The sequence below is a fragment of the Streptomyces sp. NPDC057743 genome, assembly GCF_042798755.1.
In the GTDB taxonomy this organism is placed as follows: domain Bacteria; phylum Actinomycetota; class Actinomycetes; order Streptomycetales; family Streptomycetaceae; genus Streptomyces.
The window spans coordinates 59,557-77,887 of sequence record NZ_JBHVJX010000003.1 but is presented as its reverse complement, the minus strand read 5'-3'; the positions used below and the strand labels follow the sequence as shown (position 1 = coordinate 77,887).

Annotated in this window: 12 protein-coding genes; 5 read left to right on the top strand and 7 right to left on the bottom strand. The window is 70.8% G+C overall.

Annotated features, from left to right (window positions below):
- Positions 1-597 (top strand): cysteine hydrolase family protein, encoded by a 597-nt coding sequence (locus ACFVFQ_RS04010; RefSeq protein WP_383408211.1) that lies wholly within the window; start codon positions 1-3, stop codon positions 595-597.
- A 61-nt stretch (positions 598-658) separates the two neighbouring features.
- On the opposite strand, the gene ACFVFQ_RS04005 is transcribed toward ACFVFQ_RS04010, so the two are convergent.
- The 3 genes from ACFVFQ_RS04005 to ACFVFQ_RS03995 all read right to left on the bottom strand — a co-directional run bounded on the left by ACFVFQ_RS04005 (position 659) and on the right by ACFVFQ_RS03995 (position 5,206).
- Complete coding sequence (locus ACFVFQ_RS04005; RefSeq protein ID WP_383408207.1) at positions 659-2,779, bottom strand: alpha/beta hydrolase; 2,121 nt, start codon at positions 2,777-2,779, stop codon at positions 659-661.
- Between the two features lie 305 nt (positions 2,780-3,084).
- Positions 3,085-3,762 carry an ABC transporter ATP-binding protein gene (locus tag ACFVFQ_RS04000; protein WP_383408200.1) on the bottom strand — a complete coding sequence of 226 codons (678 nt, stop codon included), beginning with the start codon at positions 3,760-3,762 and terminating at the stop codon, positions 3,085-3,087.
- Position 3,763: 1 nt separating this feature from the next.
- On the bottom strand, positions 3,764-5,206 hold the full coding sequence (locus ACFVFQ_RS03995; RefSeq protein WP_383408197.1) for an ABC transporter permease: 1,443 nt from the start codon (positions 5,204-5,206) through the stop codon (positions 3,764-3,766).
- 187 nt (positions 5,207-5,393) lie between these two features.
- Here ACFVFQ_RS03995 and ACFVFQ_RS03990 point away from each other — a divergent pair, with 187 nt between their 5' ends.
- Both ACFVFQ_RS03990 and ACFVFQ_RS03985 read left to right on the top strand, forming a co-directional pair.
- Complete coding sequence (locus ACFVFQ_RS03990; protein WP_383408194.1) at positions 5,394-6,056, top strand: response regulator transcription factor; 663 nt, start codon at positions 5,394-5,396, stop codon at positions 6,054-6,056.
- Complete coding sequence (locus tag ACFVFQ_RS03985; protein WP_383408191.1) at positions 6,053-7,279, top strand: sensor histidine kinase; 1,227 nt, start codon at positions 6,053-6,055, stop codon at positions 7,277-7,279. The genes ACFVFQ_RS03990 and ACFVFQ_RS03985 overlap by 4 nt, the downstream gene beginning before the upstream one ends.
- A gap of 43 nt (positions 7,280-7,322) precedes the next feature.
- Here the strand turns inward: ACFVFQ_RS03985 and ACFVFQ_RS03980 are convergent, their stop codons facing one another.
- The 4 genes from ACFVFQ_RS03980 to ACFVFQ_RS03965 all read right to left on the bottom strand — a co-directional run bounded on the left by ACFVFQ_RS03980 (position 7,323) and on the right by ACFVFQ_RS03965 (position 16,162).
- Positions 7,323-7,955, bottom strand: a complete 633-nt coding sequence (locus ACFVFQ_RS03980; protein WP_383408184.1) for a 4'-phosphopantetheinyl transferase family protein — start codon at positions 7,953-7,955, stop codon at positions 7,323-7,325.
- Positions 7,933-13,557 carry an SDR family oxidoreductase gene (locus ACFVFQ_RS03975; protein WP_383408181.1) on the bottom strand — a complete coding sequence of 1,875 codons (5,625 nt, stop codon included), beginning with the start codon at positions 13,555-13,557 and terminating at the stop codon, positions 7,933-7,935. The genes ACFVFQ_RS03980 and ACFVFQ_RS03975 overlap by 23 nt, the downstream gene beginning before the upstream one ends.
- Positions 13,554-14,897, bottom strand: a complete 1,344-nt coding sequence (locus ACFVFQ_RS03970) for an acyltransferase domain-containing protein (RefSeq protein WP_383408179.1) — start codon at positions 14,895-14,897, stop codon at positions 13,554-13,556. The genes ACFVFQ_RS03975 and ACFVFQ_RS03970 overlap by 4 nt, the downstream gene beginning before the upstream one ends.
- Positions 14,898-15,268: 371 nt before the next feature.
- Positions 15,269-16,162, bottom strand: a complete 894-nt coding sequence (locus ACFVFQ_RS03965) for a helix-turn-helix domain-containing protein (RefSeq protein WP_383408176.1) — start codon at positions 16,160-16,162, stop codon at positions 15,269-15,271.
- Between the two features lie 84 nt (positions 16,163-16,246).
- Between ACFVFQ_RS03965 and ACFVFQ_RS03960 the strand changes: the two genes are divergently transcribed.
- Together ACFVFQ_RS03960 and ACFVFQ_RS03955 are read left to right on the top strand one after the other, a co-directional pair.
- The gene (locus tag ACFVFQ_RS03960; RefSeq protein ID WP_383408174.1) at positions 16,247-16,840 is read left to right on the top strand and encodes a non-oxidative hydroxyarylic acid decarboxylases subunit B; all 594 of its coding nucleotides are present in this window, start codon (positions 16,247-16,249) and stop codon (positions 16,838-16,840) included.
- A 28-nt stretch (positions 16,841-16,868) separates the two neighbouring features.
- Positions 16,869-18,296: a non-oxidative hydroxyarylic acid decarboxylases subunit C gene (locus ACFVFQ_RS03955; RefSeq protein ID WP_383408171.1), complete on the top strand. Its 1,428-nt coding sequence runs from the start codon at positions 16,869-16,871 to the stop codon at positions 18,294-18,296.
- Positions 18,297-18,331: the final 35 nt, after the last annotated feature.

Below are 18,331 nucleotides of genomic sequence, written 5' to 3'. Positions count from 1 at the left end.
ATGGCAACCACGACTCTGCGAGAGCTCAGCGGATTTGATCAGACCCCGGCGAAGTTGGCCGGCGCGACCGTGATCCTGGTCGACTACCAGAACACCTACACGTGTGGGGTGTTGGAACTGGCCGGCTGGGAGGTGGCGTTGGAGCGCGCCGCGGATCTGCTGGCCCGTGCCAGGCAGGCGGGCGCGAAGGTGGTCCACGTCCTCCACGACGGTGGGGAAGGCACCCCGTACGACGTCCGGACGGAGGTCGGGCAGATCCATCCGAAAGTGGCGCCCGCGGAGGGCGAGCCGGTCGTGGTGAAGAAGGCACCGAACGCCTTCCTCGACACCGAGTTGGGGGAGCATGTCGACGCCGTGGGCAACGAGGACGTCATCATCGCCGGGTTCATGACCCACATGTGCGTGACGTTCACCGCGCAGGGTGCGTTCCTGCGCGGCAACCGGCCGACCGTCGTCGCGGATGCCTGCGCCACCCGCCCGCTCGGGCACGGCGCCCACGACGGCGAAGTGGCCGCCGAACAGCTTCACCACGGCGCGTTGGCGACGATCGGCGACCTCTACGGCGTCGTCGTCCCGTCCGTGGACGCGCTGGGCTGAAGCCGCCGGCAGGCCAGGCAGTCACGCGAGAGACGACGACGCGAGGCCGGTCGCCCTCCGGCTACGGCGCGGGAAGGATGCCGTGCAGGGGGGCGCCTCCGGCCGTTCCGGTCACCAACGCCGGGACGTGCGGGGCGAGGGCGTTCCAGGTGACGTCCACGCTGACGTCGGGGGCGGTGCCGGGGCCCGTGTCGGCGTTGCTGTCGGGGGTGATGCGCAGGTGTGCGGTGACGGCTCCGCTGGTGTGGTCCCAGGTGGCGGTGCCGTTGACGGTGGCGTCGGTCACCCACCGCACGTCGGTGAGAGCGAACTGTGCCTGGGGCGCGCCGGTGACGGTCCAGGTGCCGCCGCGCAGTCCGGTGTTGTGGCCATGGGTGAGGTAGCTGCTGCGGGCCAGCGCGTCACCCACGGCGGACGCGCCAACCGAGGCCAGACGCAAGGCTGGTGGGCGGGCACGGTTGCCGGGCGTGGGGGTGACGGGGTCGACGTCGGCGAGGCGGCTGGGGTAGTCGGCGAGGGTGGGAATGGCCGGAGTGTGCCTGGTGCAGGAGGTGTCGAGATGCCTCAGGTCGGCGGGGGTGCGGACGAACTGGCGGTAGAGGGACTGTCCGCAGGCTTCCGGGCCGGGGCGGGTGTGGTCGGTCATGGCGGTGATGTGGGTGAGGTTGGGGACGGTGATGAAGCGGGCGGACGGGCCGAGTTGGGCGGCGACGTGGCGGCCGCCGACGGCGGGGGTGAGCGAGTCGAGGTCGCCGCCGAGGACGAGGGCCGGCACGGTGCGGGGCAGCAGGGGCGGGCTGGTGGTGATGGGGATGTGGGCGCGCTGTGGGGCGGGCCAGTTGAGGCAGCCGTCGTAGGAGTTGGTGTAGGCGTTGACGGTGGTCCACTCGGCGGCGGTGAACGGGGCGAAGGTGGCGGCGGGTTGGGCGGCGATGCGGCGCTGGAGTTGGCGGGTGCGTTCGGCGGCGGGGCTGGCCATGTCGAAGAGTTGGGGGTAGTCGGTGCAGGCGGCGGCGAAGTACAGGGCGCTGGAGAAGTCGGGGGGTGCGGCGTTGGTGCCGTCGTGGGCGATGGTCTGTTCGGCCAGGCGGAGCAGCGGGGCGTCATCGCCCCTGGTGAGCAGCGCCTGTGTTGCGGCTTGGAGGCTGCGGTAGATGCCTGGGTCGGAGCCCGCGTCGTTGACGAGGTCGACGAGGGTGGTCACGGTGACCGTGACAGCGGTGGGTTCACCGTCCAGCCCTGTGGTGGTGCCGGCGAGCGGTGCGGTGCGCAGGCGCCTCGCCAGGGCGGAGACGAGCCGCCAGGCATCGGTGGACGCGCGGGCGGCGCACTGTGGCGAACGCCGGCAGGCGGTGGTGAAGGCGGCGCGGGCGGTGGTGGCGCCGCTGGCGTACCAGGGATCCAGCCCAAGGACTTCGTAGGTGGCGTCCAGGGTGAGCGTACGGAGCAGGGACGGGTGGCGCGTGGCGAAGACCTGGGCGAACCAGCTGCCGTAGGAGTCGCCGTAGAGGTCGACGTCGGAGAGGCCGAGCCGGGTGAGGACATCGGCGAGGTCCTGGGTGGCGTCGACGGTCCCGAAGAGTTCGGAGGCGTGGAGCCAACTGCCGTCGGGGCGCCGCCAGGTGTGGTCGAGCAGGTCGCCGCAGGCGCCGACGGTTCGGGCGAAGGCGGGCCCGGAGGGCTGGCCCGCGTAGTGCTCCAGGTCGGGGCAGGTCAGGGCCTGCGAGCGGCCCGTGCCGCGCAGGTCGAACAGCAGCACGTTGCGGGTGGCGAGCAGCGGCCCGAGCATCTTCAGATAGGACTCGCGGGAGTGGTGCGTGGCCCAGCCCGGGCCGCCGTCGACCACGACGACGGTGCCCTGGGGCTGCGCGGTGGCCGGCACCCACTCGAAGCCGATGTCGATCGTCGGGCTGTCGGGGGTCCGTCGGTCCAGCGGGAGCGCGGCGCTTCCGCACCAGCGGGTCGGGTCGTCCGCGCACGGCACGAGCTGGACCGAACCGAGCCGGAGCCCGGACCTCGCCCCACGGGCGACGGCGCGCGTCGCCGGAGCAATCACCGCGGTGAGGAGCACCAGGGCCGCCAGGAGGGCGACGGCCAGGAGACCGTGGTGGAGCCCTGCCCGGCGGACGACCGTGGAGCGCGGGCGGGGACAGTGGCTGGGAGCATCAGCAGCAACGGTCATGGCGATCCTCTGCGGCGGCCTCGGAACGGTACGAGCGGGTACTGCGCGTGGTGCCGGCGGTGGAGCACGTATTGCTGGCTCATGTATGCCCGGAGAAGCGAGGTCAACGCACGGGGGAGTCGGGGACCGGTCGTGAGGTCGGCGGAATGTTTACCGGGCGCCCTCCGGGTGTCGTCGATCGGCTCCGCCTGTCCCAAGTGGCCGTCTGTCAGGGATGGTTGGGTGAAACTGGCGCGAGCGGGGTAGCGCGGGCCAGTTTCACCCGCGTGCACGGACCTCACCGTGCGCGGCGCGTAGTCAGCCCTTCAGCCCTGTGGCACCAGTTGCCCGCGCTTCAACTGGAGGACCTCGTCGCAGGCGTGCGCGACCTCCTTCGAGTGCGTCACCACGATCACGCACTTGCCGTCGTCATGGGCCAACTTCCGGAAGACCGCGACGATTCCGGCGGCCGTCTCGTGGTCCAGGCTGCCCGTCGGCTCGTCGGCGAAGAGCACGTCGACCTCGCAGGCCAGTGCGCGGGCGATGGCCACGCGTTGCTGTTGGCCGCCGGAGAGTTGCAGGGTGCGTCGAGTGCGGTCGGCCGGCTCGATGCCGAGCAGTTCGAGGAGTTCGTGTGCCCGTTGCCGCTTGCGTACCCCCTTCACTCCGGTGATCTCCATGGCGGAGGTGATGTTCTGTACGGCGTTCATATAGGGGAGCAGGTTGAGGGACTGGAACACCGTGGCCGCGTGCTGGTTGCGGTAGGCACCCAGGCCGAGCTCCGCGATGTCGCGGCCGCGGAAGCGGACGCTGCCGGAGGTGGGCGAGTCCAGGCCGCTGGCCAGCGACAACAGGGTGGTCTTGCCGGAGCCCGAGGGGCCCACGATCGCGTACATGCGGCCGGCGTCGAAGGCGTACGAGACGGCGGAGAGGACGGTGCGGCGGCGGTTGCCGTTGCTGTAGGCGCGGCTCACGCCGGCGAGTTCGAGGGTGGGGGTGGTCACGTCAGTCGCCCTTCGTGAGGATGTCGCGCGGGTTCAGTCGCAGGACGCGGGCGCCCGGGACGCAGGTGGCCAGGGCCGCGATGGCCAGTCCGGTCGCGCCGACCTTGGCGACGTCGACGGGGCTGAGCCGGACGTCGATGGAGTCGATGGGCTTGGCGTCGGGTTGGTCCTTCTTGGCCGCCCCGGTGGGGTCGCTGGGGTCGGGCTGGTTGGCCTCGTCCGCGGCTGCCTGGTTGGCGGACGAGACCTCGCTGGCGAGGAGCCGGTCGCCGATGGTCTGGGAGAGGACTTGACTGCACGCGCCGGCGAGGCCGATCGCGAGCACCGCGCAGGCGACCACCTCGACGAGGTGTTGGCCGAGCAGCCTGGGCTTCTTCTCGCCGAGCGAGAGGAGAATCCCCAACTCCCCGCGACGCTCACGCAAGTTGGAGGCGACGATCAGGGCGAGGATGAGGGTGCCGGCCGCCGCGACCAACCACACCGTGACGGTGGCGAAGGCGGCGGTCTTGGTGATGGGGCCGACGAGGGTCCGGTACTGCTTGTCGTTGATCGACAGCGGGAAGAGCTCCGGATCGGCGCCCGCGGCCTCGGCGTCCTTCTTGAGGCGGTCCAGATCCTTGGGGTTGTTGAGGGTGAAGGTCGCCTGTTTGAGGACGCCGTCCTTTTCCGCGCCCTTGCCGAGGAGCGTGCTCGCGCCGTCCGGCGTGGCGTAGATCTGGTTGGCGGGATCCACCATCGCCGGAACGTAGCTGCCGGTGTCGGCGATATTGCTCCGGTAGATGCCGACGACCTTGAACGGGTATTCCCGTTCGTCGGCCTTCTGACCCGCTGCCGGCAGCTCACCCACCTTGAGTTTCGCCGTATCGCCGACCTTGAGCCCGTTCTCCTTGGCGAGGCGTTCCTCGATGACGATCTCGTCGCGCTTGCTGTGCGGCCCGATTCCGTGCCCGGACACCAACGTGGCGTCACCATTACGGAAGGTACCGACCGCATTGAGGTCGCGTATGCCGTCCACCTTGAACAGGTCGGTGCCGAGCGAGTCCTGGCCGCTGGGCGGTGGAACCGGCTGGTACAGCTTGGTGGACTTGGTGGGGAACGCGCCGCCGTCCGTCGTGTAGTTGCACTGGCTGACCACGGATGACGCGCAGATCTTGTCGACCAGCGAGCGGTGCAGATCGCCGTGGGAACCGATCGTTCCGCCCTGTTGCCCCTGGGGATCCGTGCCGTTGTTCTTGCCGGAATTGATCAGGGCGTTCACGTCGAGTTGCATGGTGGCCACGGCCCCCACGCTCTTCTTGGCCCGGTCGGCCGCGCGGGCCGCCGCCGACTGGATCAGAAACCCGGACAACACCAGGGTGCAGATCACGAAGAACAAGCCGACCAGCATCGCGGTCTTGCCCGGGTGGCCGATGAGCCGCCACCACGCCCGTTTGAAGAGATTCATGACCGCAACGCTAGGAAGCGCCCCTTGTGAGCCGCGTTTGCGAAAAACGGCATCCCGCGAACCCTCATATGCGATTCACATGCCGCATCTGATAGACGTGAGGGAAACAGCGGGAAAGGGCCGGAACCAGGTCCGGCCCTCCCGCCATTTTCACGGAATTCTCAGAAACGCGGAAGGTCCGGCGCGCATGCGGGTTTTGGTGGTCGAGGACGAGCAGTACATGGCGCGCGTCCTGGAACTCGGACTGCGCCGCGAATCCATCGCCGTCGACGTCGTGCACGACGGCAACACGGCGCTGCAACGGGTCGCCGTCTACGACTACGACGCGGTGGTGCTCGACCGCGACCTGCCCGAGGTCCACGGCGACGAGGTCTGCCGCCGCATCGTCGCCATGGGCCTGGACTGCCGCATCCTGATGCTCACCGCCGCTGGCCGACTCGGCGACAAGGTGGCGGGCCTCGGCCTGGGCGCGGACGACTACCTCGCCAAGCCCTTCGACTTCCCCGAACTCGTCGCGCGACTAAGGGCGTTGTACCGACGCAGCCCCATGGCGCACCCGCCCGTCCTGACCTGCGCCGACCTCAGCTTCGACACCCATCGCCGCCGCGTGACGCGAGCCGGCACCGAGATCCGCCTCACGCCCAAGGAACTGGCCGTCCTGGAACTGCTGATGCGCGCCGACGGCGGGGTCCTCAGCCCCGAATACCTGCTGGACAAGGCATGGGACGCGCACACCGACCCGCTCACCAACGCCGTACGCCTGGTGGTGCACACCCTGCGCAGGAAGCTCGGCGAACCCCGACTCGTGCACACCGCGATCAGCGCGGGCTACTACCTGGGGTCCGAGTGAGACTCCGCCGGGGACGCGGCCGGCCCCGCACGCTCAGCATCCACACCAGGCTCTTCCTCGGCTTCGGCGGGGCCCTGACGGCCTGCTCGGCCCTGATGGTCGCCATCATCTACGTCGGCATCCGCTACCTGCCCACCTACGACCTCACCACCCCCGTCAAGGCACCGCCCCCAACGCCCACATCGCCCGGCCCGACGCCAGGCACCCAGCCCCCCAAGACCTTGCACAAAGGCCAGCCACTCGACACGTCCGGACTGATCCGCGACAAGGAGGACGTCTGGTCGACGGTCCTCCTGGTCTCCATCGGTGGGGTGCTCCTCGTCCTGGCGGTCGGCCTCGGCGCGGGGTGGATCGTCTCGCGGCGGCTGCTCGCACCCCTGCACACCATCAACCGCGCCGCGGCCAAGGCCAGCGAAGGCGATCTGTCGTACCGCATCAACGCCCAAGGCCCCGCCGATGAGTTGAAGCAGCTGGCCGACACCTTCGACACCACTCTGGGCCGCCTGGAGGAGTCCTTCGCCGCCCATCGACGGTTCGCCGCCAACGCCTCGCACGAACTGCTCACCCCCCTCGCCACGACCCGGGCGATCCTCCAGATGGCAGGCGCCGACCCGTCGCGGGAAGAGTTGGCCGAACTGGTACCCATGCTGCGGGAGACCAACGAGCGCAACATCCGCGTGGTGCAGGAACTGCTCCAACTCGCGGTGGCGGACCAGGCGATCGATGACGCCGAACCGGTCGACCTGGCCGAACTTGCCGAAGGGGTCGTCAACGCCACGGCCGCCGAGCAGACGGAGGAGGCGGCCAGGGTCTCCGTCACCTTCGCCGCCGCCACAACCGCCACCGCCGCGGCTGCCTGCCACGTCCAAGGCAGCGCCACCCTGCTCCGACAACTCGTCATCAACCTCGTCGACAACGCCCGCACCCACAACGTGCCCGGCGGCACGGTACAGGTACGGGTCGACAACCACGACGACCAGGTCGTTCTGGAGGTCGCCAACACCGGGCCGGCAGTGGCCCCGGAGGTGGTGGGCCGCCTGTTCGAACCCTTCTACCGGGCCAACCCCCGCGTGGCCAGCGACCGTACCGGACACGGACTGGGCCTGGCGATCGTGCGCTCCATCGCGCACGGCCACCACGGCACCGTGACGGCCCGGGCACAGCCAACCGGCGGGCTGCTCGTACGGGTCACCCTGCCGGCAAGGCCGAGCAGTAAGGAGTAACCGGGGCGGCGTGAGTTTTTGGCTCGGGACTGTGGGGGGCTGGCTAGAGGACGCGGCGGCCGTGCAGGGCGAGGGTGATGGTGTGGGGGAGCCCGGGCAGCTGGATGGCGCTCAGTCGCCAGTCGCGCGGGGTGGTGTTCTCCGCCAGCCGGTGCAGACCGAGTTGGGGATGGAGAGTGATCTCGACATCGACCAGGGCGCGCAACAACGGCCATCCGATGGCCTTCGCCACGGCCTCCTTCGCGGTCCACAGTCTCAGGAACGCGGCACGTTGGATGGGGGCGGGTTGGCCGGTGAGGAAGGAGCGTTCGCGGGAGGACAGCGCGTGGCGCAGGAGGGCGGGGTCGGGCGGGCCGGACAGCATCTCGATGTCGACTCCGATGTCGAGTCCGGTGTCGGCGGTGAAGCCGGCGAGGGCGATGAACGCGCAGTGTGCGGCGGTGAGTTGGAGCGGGGGCAGACCGTCGACGGGGAGCGGGGTCGGGTTGCCGCGGTCGTCTTGGTCGATGGTGACGTGGGAGGTTGGGAGGTGGTAGCGGGTGGCGATCGCGTCGCGGAGGAGTGTTCGCCCCCGGCCGGGCGAGAGGGTGTTGGTTCGGCGCCACCAGATCTCCACCGGCCCCGGGACGGAGGCGAGTTGACGGGGTGGGGGCTCAGGCCGGTGTGGTGGCGTCATGGGAGGGCGCGGGCAGATGGGCCAGGGGCGTCCCCCGCATGCCGGTGATCTGTGCCACCACCCTCCCGTCGGGGGCCAGGGCGGTGCTGGTGCCGTTCGTGAAGGAGTGATGCAGTTGGATGCCGGTGGGGTAGCGGGCCAGGAGGGTGCGGTCGTCGCCGGGTTCGGACAGGATGATCCGCTCGATGTGCCGGGGTACGGCGACGGGTTGCCGTCCGGTCGGGTCCGGTCGCAGTGCGGGGAGGCGCGCCAGGCTGTCGAGGAGCGCCGAGGGGGTGAGCAGTCGGGGAAGTGTTGTCAGACGCTCGGGGCCGGGCAGCCAACGGGCCTGACAGCAGGTTGAGTTGGTGCGGCACTGGTCGGTGGCACGGAACGGCCCGGTCAGCAGTACCGGGGAGGCGGTCTGGTAGTAAGGGTCGCTCACCTGCCTGTCTGTGCTGAGGGAGTCACCGGTCCCGGTCGGCTCCGGTGGGAGGGGCGGCCCGCCGAGGTGGACGGTGGCCTCGAAGTGGGGGCGGTGCCTGGCCAGGATCTGTCCGGTGGGGGCGATGGTGTCGGAGGTGATGGTCACCGTGACCGACGGCTGTCGTTCCGGCCCACGGCGGCGCGCGGCGATGGCGAATGTTGCGGGTTTGCCGTCGGTGCGGGCGCGTACCCAACGGGTGAACGTGAGGTCGTCGATGCTGCGCACCGGAAGGCCGGGCGCCAGGTGGCGGGCGGCTTGAACGGCGAGGTCGGCGAGCATCACCCCGGGTACGGTCGGCCGGCCGTCCACGAGGTGGTCGCGCAGGAACGGGTGGGTGTCGAGACCCAGCGTGAGGACCCACGATGCCTGGTCGGTGGCCTCGTTGACCGGCGTGCCGAGCAGCCCGGGCGACGGCTCCTGGAGCGTCGACGGAGGGCTGTCTGCGAGCGCCGACGCAGGGCTGTCCGTGGGAGTGCGCAGGCCCGGGAAGTGCCGGTCGAAGGAGGCGTATTCGGCCTCACCGATGAACGTGACCAGTCGACTGCGGCATCCGGGCCGGCGGCGGAGTTCGGTGAGGAAGTGGGTGACGCCCTCGGCGGTGGTCATGCGCGACAGGCGGGCGGTGCGGGCGGTGTAGGACTGGACGACGGCCCCGGAGCCGAGACCGGTCTCGTCCCAGATCGTCCAGGCGATCGTGAACTCCCCCTCGGGCCCGGCGTGCGCGGCAGCGGACAGGAAGTCGTTCGCCGGGGAGTAGTCGCTCTCCCCAGGCAGTCCGGCCACGCCCGTCACGGAGCCGAAGTTGCACCACAGGCGGGGCGTCAGCCCGCCGGTGAACGCCGCGCGCAGATGGTGGTAGCCGCGCAGCTTCACGTCGCGGACCCGGCGCATGCCGTGCAGGGTCTTGCGGGAGAGGTCGCCGGGGTGGTGCAACCCGGCACCGTTGACCAGCAGATCGACCCTGCCCTCCGCCGCGCGCACGGCCTCGGCCACGGCCTGGACGGCGACCGGATCGGTCACGTCGCAGGTGTGGAAACGGGCCTGCTGCTCGCCGCACAGCTCGCGCAGAGCGCGCAGCGTCCGCGCGGACTCGCGGGCGTGCAGCAGCCGGTCGAACGAGGCGTTGATCTCCCGCACCGGACGCGTGCCGTTCTTCGCGCGCTCGGCGGCGATGAACTCCGCCCGTGCCTGCGGTAGTTCCTCCTGTGCAGCGCTCAGCAACTCCTCCGGAACGTCCGCCAGGGTGCTGGAACCCACCAGATGGATGCGCAGCGGCATCTGCCGGGCCAGCCCCAGCAGACAGGCAGCGGTGATGCCCCGCGCGCCGCCCGTCGCCACCACGACGTCCCCGGGCGCCAGGGGCCAGGCATGCGGCGGGGCGGGTTCGTCGCGGACGAGGCGCGCTACGTACCGCGTGCCGTTGTGCTGGTGGGCAACGGGCAACCCGTCGGCGGGCCGGGCGAGTTCGTCGTCCAGTGCCCGCAGCGCCGTGCGGGCACTGTCGATATCGGTGACCAGTGCCCGTGCCGTGCAGCCGGTCAGTTCCCAGGCGAGGGACTTGATGAACCCGGTGAACAGGTGGGCGTGCGGCACCGGATGCTGGTCGGGGAAGGGCGACAGGACCGCGGCGGCGACCGTGCCGTCCCGCACCAGCTGATCGCGGAGCTGGTGTACGGCCCAGAAGCCCGCTTCCTGTACCGCCAACAGCCCATCGGCCGGCGGGAGCGGCCAGGCAGGGGCGTCATGGAGCCGGGCGATGATGCGCACGTGGCGGAAGCCCTGCGGCGCTTCGGCGAGCGCCTGGTCGACGGCGTGTGCGGGATCGGTCGTGGGGCCGACGGCGAGCAGGTGACTGTGCGCACTGGCCTGGATGAGGGGGCGCAGCGCGTCGGCCTGCGCCGGGTCGGTGATGACGAGGGTGTGCGCCGGTGGTGCTGCCTGCGCGGCCGAGACGGCATCGGTGGGGTGCCAGGCCAGGGTGTGCCGCCAGGTCAGCGGGGTGACTGTGGTGGGCGACGGGGCGGCTTGGGATCCATCGGTGTCGTTGCTGAGGTGGCGCAGCACATGGACGAGGTCGTCGGCACCGAGGTAGCTCCAACCGCGCGCCGGCCGGGCCTGCGCGGGCAGCGTCCGCAACAGGGCGTCGAGCTCGGCGCGGATGGGCCAGTTCCGGGCGCGGGCGATCGAGGCCCGCGTCAGCACCAACGCAAAGGCGCCTTCCGCCGGTTGTACTTCGGCGGGAAGGCGGTGGAGGCGGGCGAACAACGGGCCGCTGGTACCGTTGACGCCCAGCACCACGGCCAGATCGAGGTCACCGCGCCGCAGATGCCCGGCGGCGGCACGCAGCGCGCTCCGCCCCGATTCCGGGCCGGCGTCGAGCGTCATGGCCAAGCCGTGCAGATCATGCAGCGAGGCGACGCGGGCGGGAATGACGCTGGGCATCAGTCCGGCCAGCGTGTCCTCGCCCGACGGCTCTGTCGCGCGCAGCACACCGTCGAGCCACGTCCGGGTGGCCTTCGCCAACCCCCGGCCGCCGGGGACGTGTTCCTCGGCATGACGGGCGAACTCGGCGAGCGAGCTGGCGTAGCAACGCACGGTAACGCCCGGCGAGTTGGCGGGAACGCCGGTGTGCGCGGCGAAGACCCCGGTGGTTTCCTCCAGGCCCTCCCACCAGGGTGCCCGGCGGTCCTCGTTCAGTCGGGCGACCGCTTGCAACGCCATGAGCTGGGCGCGGTCGATCGCCGCGGCCGTACGGGGCGGCATCCGCACCTCGGTGAGGGACGGAGAGGGGTAGTTCGGGCCGAACGACCGGCTGGTGGCGGGTGGTTGACCGTCGGCCAGGCGGCGGGCGAGATCTGCGCGGGTGGGTTTGCCAGGCAGGTGCGCGGACCAGGCCACGGCCACCACCGGGTCGTTCTCGACCGCGTCGCGCAGTGACGCGGGTGCCACCTCACCGACTCCAGGGGCATCCTGGAGCAGAAGATGACCGTTGGTGCCTCCGAACCCGAACGACGACACCCCGACGAGGCGCGGCCGATCACCGGGCCGGGGCCAGGCAACCGGCGCGGTCGGCACGCGCAACGCCGCGGCCCCGTCCGGCGCGGTGTAGGGAACCTGCGGTGGAATGGTCGAGTGCTCCATCGCCTTCAGGGCATGGATCACCGACAGCACTCCGGCGGCCCAACCGGTATGGCCCACCACGGACTTGTTCGACGTGCACCACGCCGTCGGCAACTGATCTGCCAGGACCCCGCGTTCGACCTCATCACCGACTGGCGTGCCGGTGGCGTGCGCCACCACCCAGTCCACGTCCTGCGGCGCGACCCCGTTGACCGCACGTGCCCGCTCAAGGGCACGGCGCTGACCGGTGGCGTTCGGGGCGTGCACCGCCCGCCCACGACCGTCGCAGGCCGCGCCGAACCCGGCCAGCACGGCCAGAATCCGGTCGCCGTCGGCGCGCGCCCGGTCGAGGCGTTTGAGGGCGACGAACCCCACGCCATCGGAGAACACCACCCCGTCCGCGCGTGCGTCCAGTGCCCGCACCGTGCCCGCTCGGCTCAGGCCACGCAACTGCGCGAAGAGCACGTCGTAGCGGGGGCCCAGGGAGAACGCCCCGCCGCACAGGGCGACTTCGCAGGTACCGTCCAGCAGCGCGCGGGCCCCGGCGTCGATGGCGTACAACGACGAGGAGCAGGCCGTGTCGATCACCTCAACCGGCGTCCCGGGGGAGAGCAACCGGTCCACCGCGGCGCGCACGGCAGCCAGCGGAAGATGCTCCGCCAGGGTGCCGGCATGCGGATAGTGGTCGTGCAGACGGGCCCGCGCGTCGTCGCCGCTGCCCGTCCAGTGCGCGGCGATCGCCTCGGCGGCGGTCTCGACGAGGAGGCTCTCCTCCACGTGCTGACTGCCCTCGTTCCAGGCACCGACGAAGCACGCCGCCCGCGCCCCGCCGGCGGTCAGTGCGGGTGCCTGGCATTGGGTCAGCGCGGTGTGCGTCCAGTCGGTGAGGAAGTCCGTGCCCTCGGCACCGCGCGGCCGGGCGTACCCGGCAACCCGGCCGTAGGTACGGTCCGCGGCCGGATCGGCGCGGTGGAAGTCGCCCAGGCGGAACCGCGCGCCGGGCTCGCTGAACTGCGGTACCCCTTCGGCCAGGCGCCGCCACAACATCTCCGGATCGTCCACGCCGGGCCCGACCAGGCCCATGCCGACTACCGCCACCGTGTGGGGGGCCGGTGGTGCCGACGGTGGGATCGCAGTGGAACGCGGCGCGGGCTCGCTGGCTGGTGACCGAGCCCGGAGGCCGGCGGTCGATGCGGGCTCGGCGGGCGGCGAGGGCTCGACGACCGGGGGAGCGGCGGCGGGGTGCGGGGTGAGCATCGCCCGCCCGGTGGACAGACCGCCGTCGGCCAACAGACACTGCCCAGACACCCAACCGGCGTCCTCCGAGGCCAAGAACGCGACCAGGCGGGCCAGTTCGTCCTCGCCGCCCACCCGACCCAACGGAGCCGCCGCCGAACACGTCGCGGCCAACTCCGTCGCCCCTGGGAAGAGCCCGGCGGTGGAGTTGTTCAACAGGCCCGCAGAGGCGGTGTTCACGCGGATGCCCAACGGGCCCAGATCGGCCGCCAGATACCTGGTCAGCGCCTCCAACGCGGCCTTGGACACCCCCACCAACAGATAGTTGTCCAACGCCAGTCCGGCACCGATCGAGGAGACGTTGACGATCGCCCCACCTTCGCGGCGGCGCATCAACGGCACCGCGGCCAGCGCGCACCGACGGGCGCCGTGCAGGTTGACGTCCAACGCCCGCTGCCACTCGGTGTCGGTCAGGTCGTCGTAGGCCGCGAACACGCCCCAGGCGGCGTTGTTGACCAGGATGTCCAACCCACCGTGCGCCCGCTCGATCGCCCGGAACATGTCGGTGACCTGCTCGGGTTTGGCAACGCTCGCCCGCATCGCCCGCGCGCTCCCACCGTCTCGGCGGATGGCGTCGACGGTCGCCTCGGCCGCCTGGGGTGAGTGGAAATGATTGACGATCACATGCGCGCCGCCGCGGGCGAGTTCGCGGCTGATGGCCGCACCCACCCCTTTGCCACCCCCAGTGACCAGCGCGACCTTGCCATCGAACCGCTTCACGACGCCGCCGCCCCGATCGAACCGCCACCGTCCGTTGGCAGCGTTGGCAGTAGTTCGGCCAAGGCCGCCAGCGTGGTGTAGGAGGTCAGCCGGGAGCCTTCCGCCGGCAGGCTGCGCCCGTAGTGGGTGGCGACCTGGGCGAACAACTCGGTCTGCTTGATGGAGTCCACCCCGAGGTCGGCCTCCAGGTCCGCATCGTCGGTCAACACCTCCGGCGGATAGCCCAGGGCCTGGGCGTACCGCGCCCGCAACACGGCGATGAGAGCCCCCTTTTCCGGCAGCTCATCCGGGCGGTCCACGACGCTCGGCGCGGCCTCCACGACGCCCGGGGCGGCCGGGTCCGCCTCCGCCTGCACGGCCGGCATGGCAGCCGGCCCACCCCCACCGGTACACACCGCAACACCGGTGGACACAGTGGCCCCGCCGACGGCGACGGGCGTCGACGGGACCACCGGCTCAACCACCCCCACCCCCGCCACACCCGACAACACCCCCGCCAAACCGGCCCCGTCCACGCGCTGCCGCAACGGCGCCACCGTACGCACCCCAGGCACCGTCGCCGTGACCAGATCGGACAACACCCCACGCGGCCCACACTCGACGAACACCTCCACCCCGTCAGCGTGCAGGCGCCGGATCGCATCGGTGAAACGCGTGGGCCGCACCAAGTGCGCCGCCACCAACTCGGCGACCGCGTCCTGGTCCTCCACCGCGCGCCCCAGGATCGCCGAGTGCAGCAGGTACCTGGCCGGCCGAGTCGCCAACAACGCCGCCCGGCCGGCGAAATCCACGGCGACCTGCGCCAGACCGCGGTGGTGGAAGGCATAGGGCACGCGCAACGCGGTCGCATCGATACCGATGGCCTCCGCCGCCCGCTGCACCCCCTTGAGCGCGGCCGCCGGGCCGGACACCACGCACTGCCGCGGACTGTTGTCCGCTGCGACGGTCACCTCCCACGCCCCCAACGCATCGAGAAGACCGCGGGTGCGGTGGGCGGAGAGCTCCAGCGCGACCATTCCGCCACGTACCGGGGGCCGGGCGGCGAAGGCGTCATCACGGGCGGCGACCAGCGCCATGCCGTCGGCAGGGCTGTACACCCCTGCGGCGGTCAACGCGACCAACTCACCGAAACTGTGCCCCAACAACACCTGCGGACACACCTCATGACGTTGCGTCAAAATCCCGAACAACACCACCTCGGCGGCGAACAACGCCGCGTGCAGGTCCGCGGGGGCGCGCTCGACCAGTTCGGCCAGCGGCGGGGCCGCCTCGTCGAGCAGCAGCTTCGACGGGGCCGCCCGCCCCACAGCGCGCGCAGCCTCGTCGAGGACGCCAAGCATTTCCCCTACCAACGGCTCGTCAGGAGCCAACCGGGCAAGCGCACCAGGCAGATAGGCACCCTGACCAGGGAACAGCACGGCACAGCAATCAGCCACGGCAACTCCTCGCATGCGGGCGAACCAGCGACAACCGGCACGGTCTGCGACGACACGGCCGCGATGCGCGCCGGCCCGGCGCCCGTCCCGCTCATGCCACAAGGCGTGCCGGCGAGCTACTGCCGAGACTTACCGAGGGCCGAACTCGACACCTGACGTCGACGCCAAACAGAACGGCGGCGCATTTCTACGGCAACACAGCGAAGTCAGCGATTCAAGCGTTCTGAGCCACGGGCACCGTGAACGCGTTGAACGCACGCGCCACGTCTCAAGCATCACCTGGTGTCTGTGCCGCCCCGAAACGCCCCCGGTGTCACACCCGTCCGCAGTCGGAAGAACTTGGTGAAGTCGCTGGCATCGGCGAACCCAAGGCGGTCTGCGACCTCTTTGGCCGTCAGGCCGCTGTGTTGGAGCAGCCGCTTGGCCTCCAACAGCACCCGATCGTCGACGTACTGCTTGGCCGTGCGGCCCGCCGCCGCAGACGCAGCCCGGGTCAGCGTGCGCGGACTGTAACCGAGCGCCGCCGCGTAGTCCTCCACGCGCCGGGTCACCGCGTGGTCCCGCTCCACGGCCGCGTGGAACCGGCGGAACACCTCGGACGAGGCGGCGGGCCGGGGAGCCGGACCGCGAGCCTGCGCGAGCCGCATCACCAGGACGGACAGCAGGGCGCGCAGCACCTCGGTGTGTGTCTGCAACGGCAGCGACGCCAACTGCCCGTACTCGTACCGGAGATGATCCAGGGCACGGCGCACACCCTCCGCCTCCGGCCCCTCGGGTGTGAGCGGCCGTTGCTCGTACGGCGGGTCCATATGCGCCGCCGCCACGGTCGCGGGCGGCAGGAACCCCGCCTCGAACAACACGATCACCCCGTCCGCCGCCCTCAGACCCGGGCCGAACCGCTGCACCTGCCCCGGCCGGATCCACAGCCACGACCCCGGCCGCAGTGCGTAGTCGACGAAGTCCACCCCCATCAGCAGCGGCCGGTCGCGGGCCCCGATCAACTGGTGGAAGGACGGGCGCAGCGGCGCGTACGGGTCGTTGCCGTGGCGGCGCGCCCGCTCGTAGAGGGCGGCGAGCTCCATCACCTCGACCCCGGCCGGTGCGCCGACGGTCGGGGTGTAAGCCAGGTCCCTGACGTCAGGGTGCCGATCCTGTCCGTTTTTCCCCATCGTGAGTCCCGAGCGTACCGCCGCCGCGGCCGGACCGCCTCCTAGCGTGAAAGCACAGGTCGGCAACGTGTGAGGAGATCTCCTGTGCGGTTGGTCGTGGGAATGACTGGGGCGACGGGCGCCCCGTTCGGTGTCCGGCTCCTGGAGAACCTGCGCGAGCTGCCGGACGTGGAGACGCACCTCGTCCTGACCCGGTGGGCGCGCACGACGATCGAGCTGGAGACCGGCCTGTCCGTGGCGGAGGTGTCCGCGCTCGCGGACGTCACGCACCACCCCGACGATCAGGGCGCCACCCTCTCCTCCGGCTCCTTCCGCACGGACGGCATGGTGATCGTGCCGTGCTCGATGAAGACCCTCGCCGGAATCCGGACCGGATACGCGGAAGGCTTGGTCGCGCGCGCCGCCGACGTCGTCCTCAAGGAGCGCCGCAGACTCGTCCTCGTCCCACGAGAGACCCCGCTGAGCGAGATCCACCTCCACAACATGCTCGAACTCGCCCGCATGGGCGTGCAGTTGGTGCCACCCATGCCCGCCTTCTACAACCACCCGCGCACCGTCGACGACATCGTCGACCACGTGGTGGCCCGCATCCTCGACCAGTTCGAGCTGCCCGCGCCCGCCGCCAAGCGCTGGGCCGGCATGCGCGCAGCCCGCACCGCCTCCCGCGGCGCCGCCTGAAGTCCCCTCCCCAGCAAAGGAGTTACCCATGGCCTATGACGATCTGCGCAGCTTCCTCGACACCTTGGACAAGGAGGGTCAACTGCTGCGCATCACCGACGAGGTGTTGCCCGAGCCCGATCTCGCGGCCGCCGCCAACGCGACCGGCCGCATCGGCGAGAACGCCCCCGCCCTCTACTTCGACAATGTCACCGGCTTCACCGACGCCCGGATCGCGATGAACGTGCACGGCTCCTGGGCCAACCACGCGCTCGCACTCGGACTGCCGAAGAACACCACGGTCAAGGAGCAGGTGGAGGAGTTCGCGCGCCGCTGGGACGCCTTCCCCGTCGCACCCGAGCGCCGCGAGGACGCACCCTGGCGCGAGAACACCCAACACGGCGACGACGTCGACCTCTTCTCCATCCTCCCGCTGTTCCGCCTCAACGACGGCGACGGCGGCTTCTACCTCGACAAGGCCGCCGTGGTCTCCCGCGACCCCGCCGATCCCGACCACTTCGGCAAGCAGAACGTCGGCACCTACCGCATCCAAGTCATCGGCGCCAACCGACTCGCCTTCCAACCGGTCCCCATGCACGACGTCGCCCAACACCTACGCAAGGCCGAGGAGTTGGGCGAGGACCTGCCCATCGCCATCACCCTCGGCAACGACCCGGTCATGGCGATCGTCGCCGGGATGCCGATGGCCTACGACCACAGCGAGTACGAGATGGCCGGCGCACTGCGCGGGGCCCCCGCCCCGATCGCCACCGCGCCACTCACCGGCTTCGACGTGCCGTGGGGCAGCGAGGTCGTCATCGAAGGCGCCATCGAATCGCGCAAGCGACAGATCGAGGGCCCCTTCGGCGAGTTCACCGGCCACTACTCGGGCGGGCGCCGCATGCCCGTCATCCGCGTCGACCGCGTCTCGTTCCGCACCAACCCGGTCTTCGAATCGCTCTACCTCGGCATGCCGTGGACCGAGTGCGACTACCTCGTCGGCCCCAACACCTGCGTGCCGCTCCTCAAGCAACTGCGCGCCGAGTTCCCCGAGGTGAAGGCCGTCAACGCCATGTACACGCACGGCCTGATGGTGATCATCTCCACGGCCAAGCGGTACGGCGGCTTCGCCAAGGCCGTCGGCATGCGCGCCATGACAACACCCCACGGACTCGGCTACGTGTCCCAAGTGATCCTCGTCGACGAGGACGTGGACCCCTTCAACCTGCCGCAGGTCATGTGGGCGATGTCGGCCAAGGTCAACCCGAAGGACGACGTCGTCATCATCCCCAACCTGTCCGTCCTGGAACTGGCTCCCGCGGCCCAACCCGCCGGCATCACCAGCAAGATGATCACCGATGCGACGACCCCCGTCGCGCCGGACGTCCGCGGCAACTTCTCCACACCCGCCAAGGACCTCCCAGAGACCGCCCAGTGGGCGACCCGACTACAGAACATGCTCACAAACCGCGCCTGAACACCCCCCCAGCCCCCTCGAACTCGAAAAGGACA

Bases quoted from the DNA above. Each gene is read 5' to 3' on its own strand.
- ACFVFQ_RS03965 (WP_383408176.1), bottom strand. From the start codon at position 16,162: ATGGGGAAAAACGGACAGGATCGGCACCCTGACGTCAGGGACCTGGCT.
- ACFVFQ_RS03955 (WP_383408171.1), top strand. From the start codon at position 16,869: ATGGCCTATGACGATCTGCGCAGCTTCCTCGACACCTTGGACAAGGAG.
- ACFVFQ_RS04010 (WP_383408211.1), top strand. From the start codon at position 1: ATGGCAACCACGACTCTGCGAGAGCTCAGCGGATTTGATCAGACCCCG.
- ACFVFQ_RS03990 (WP_383408194.1), top strand. From the start codon at position 5,394: ATGCGGGTTTTGGTGGTCGAGGACGAGCAGTACATGGCGCGCGTCCTG.
- ACFVFQ_RS04005 (WP_383408207.1), bottom strand. From the start codon at position 2,779: ATGACCGTTGCTGCTGATGCTCCCAGCCACTGTCCCCGCCCGCGCTCC.
- ACFVFQ_RS03995 (WP_383408197.1), bottom strand. From the start codon at position 5,206: ATGAATCTCTTCAAACGGGCGTGGTGGCGGCTCATCGGCCACCCGGGC.
- ACFVFQ_RS03970 (WP_383408179.1), bottom strand. From the start codon at position 14,897: ATGCTTGGCGTCCTCGACGAGGCTGCGCGCGCTGTGGGGCGGGCGGCC.
- ACFVFQ_RS03980 (WP_383408184.1), bottom strand. From the start codon at position 7,955: ATGACGCCACCACACCGGCCTGAGCCCCCACCCCGTCAACTCGCCTCC.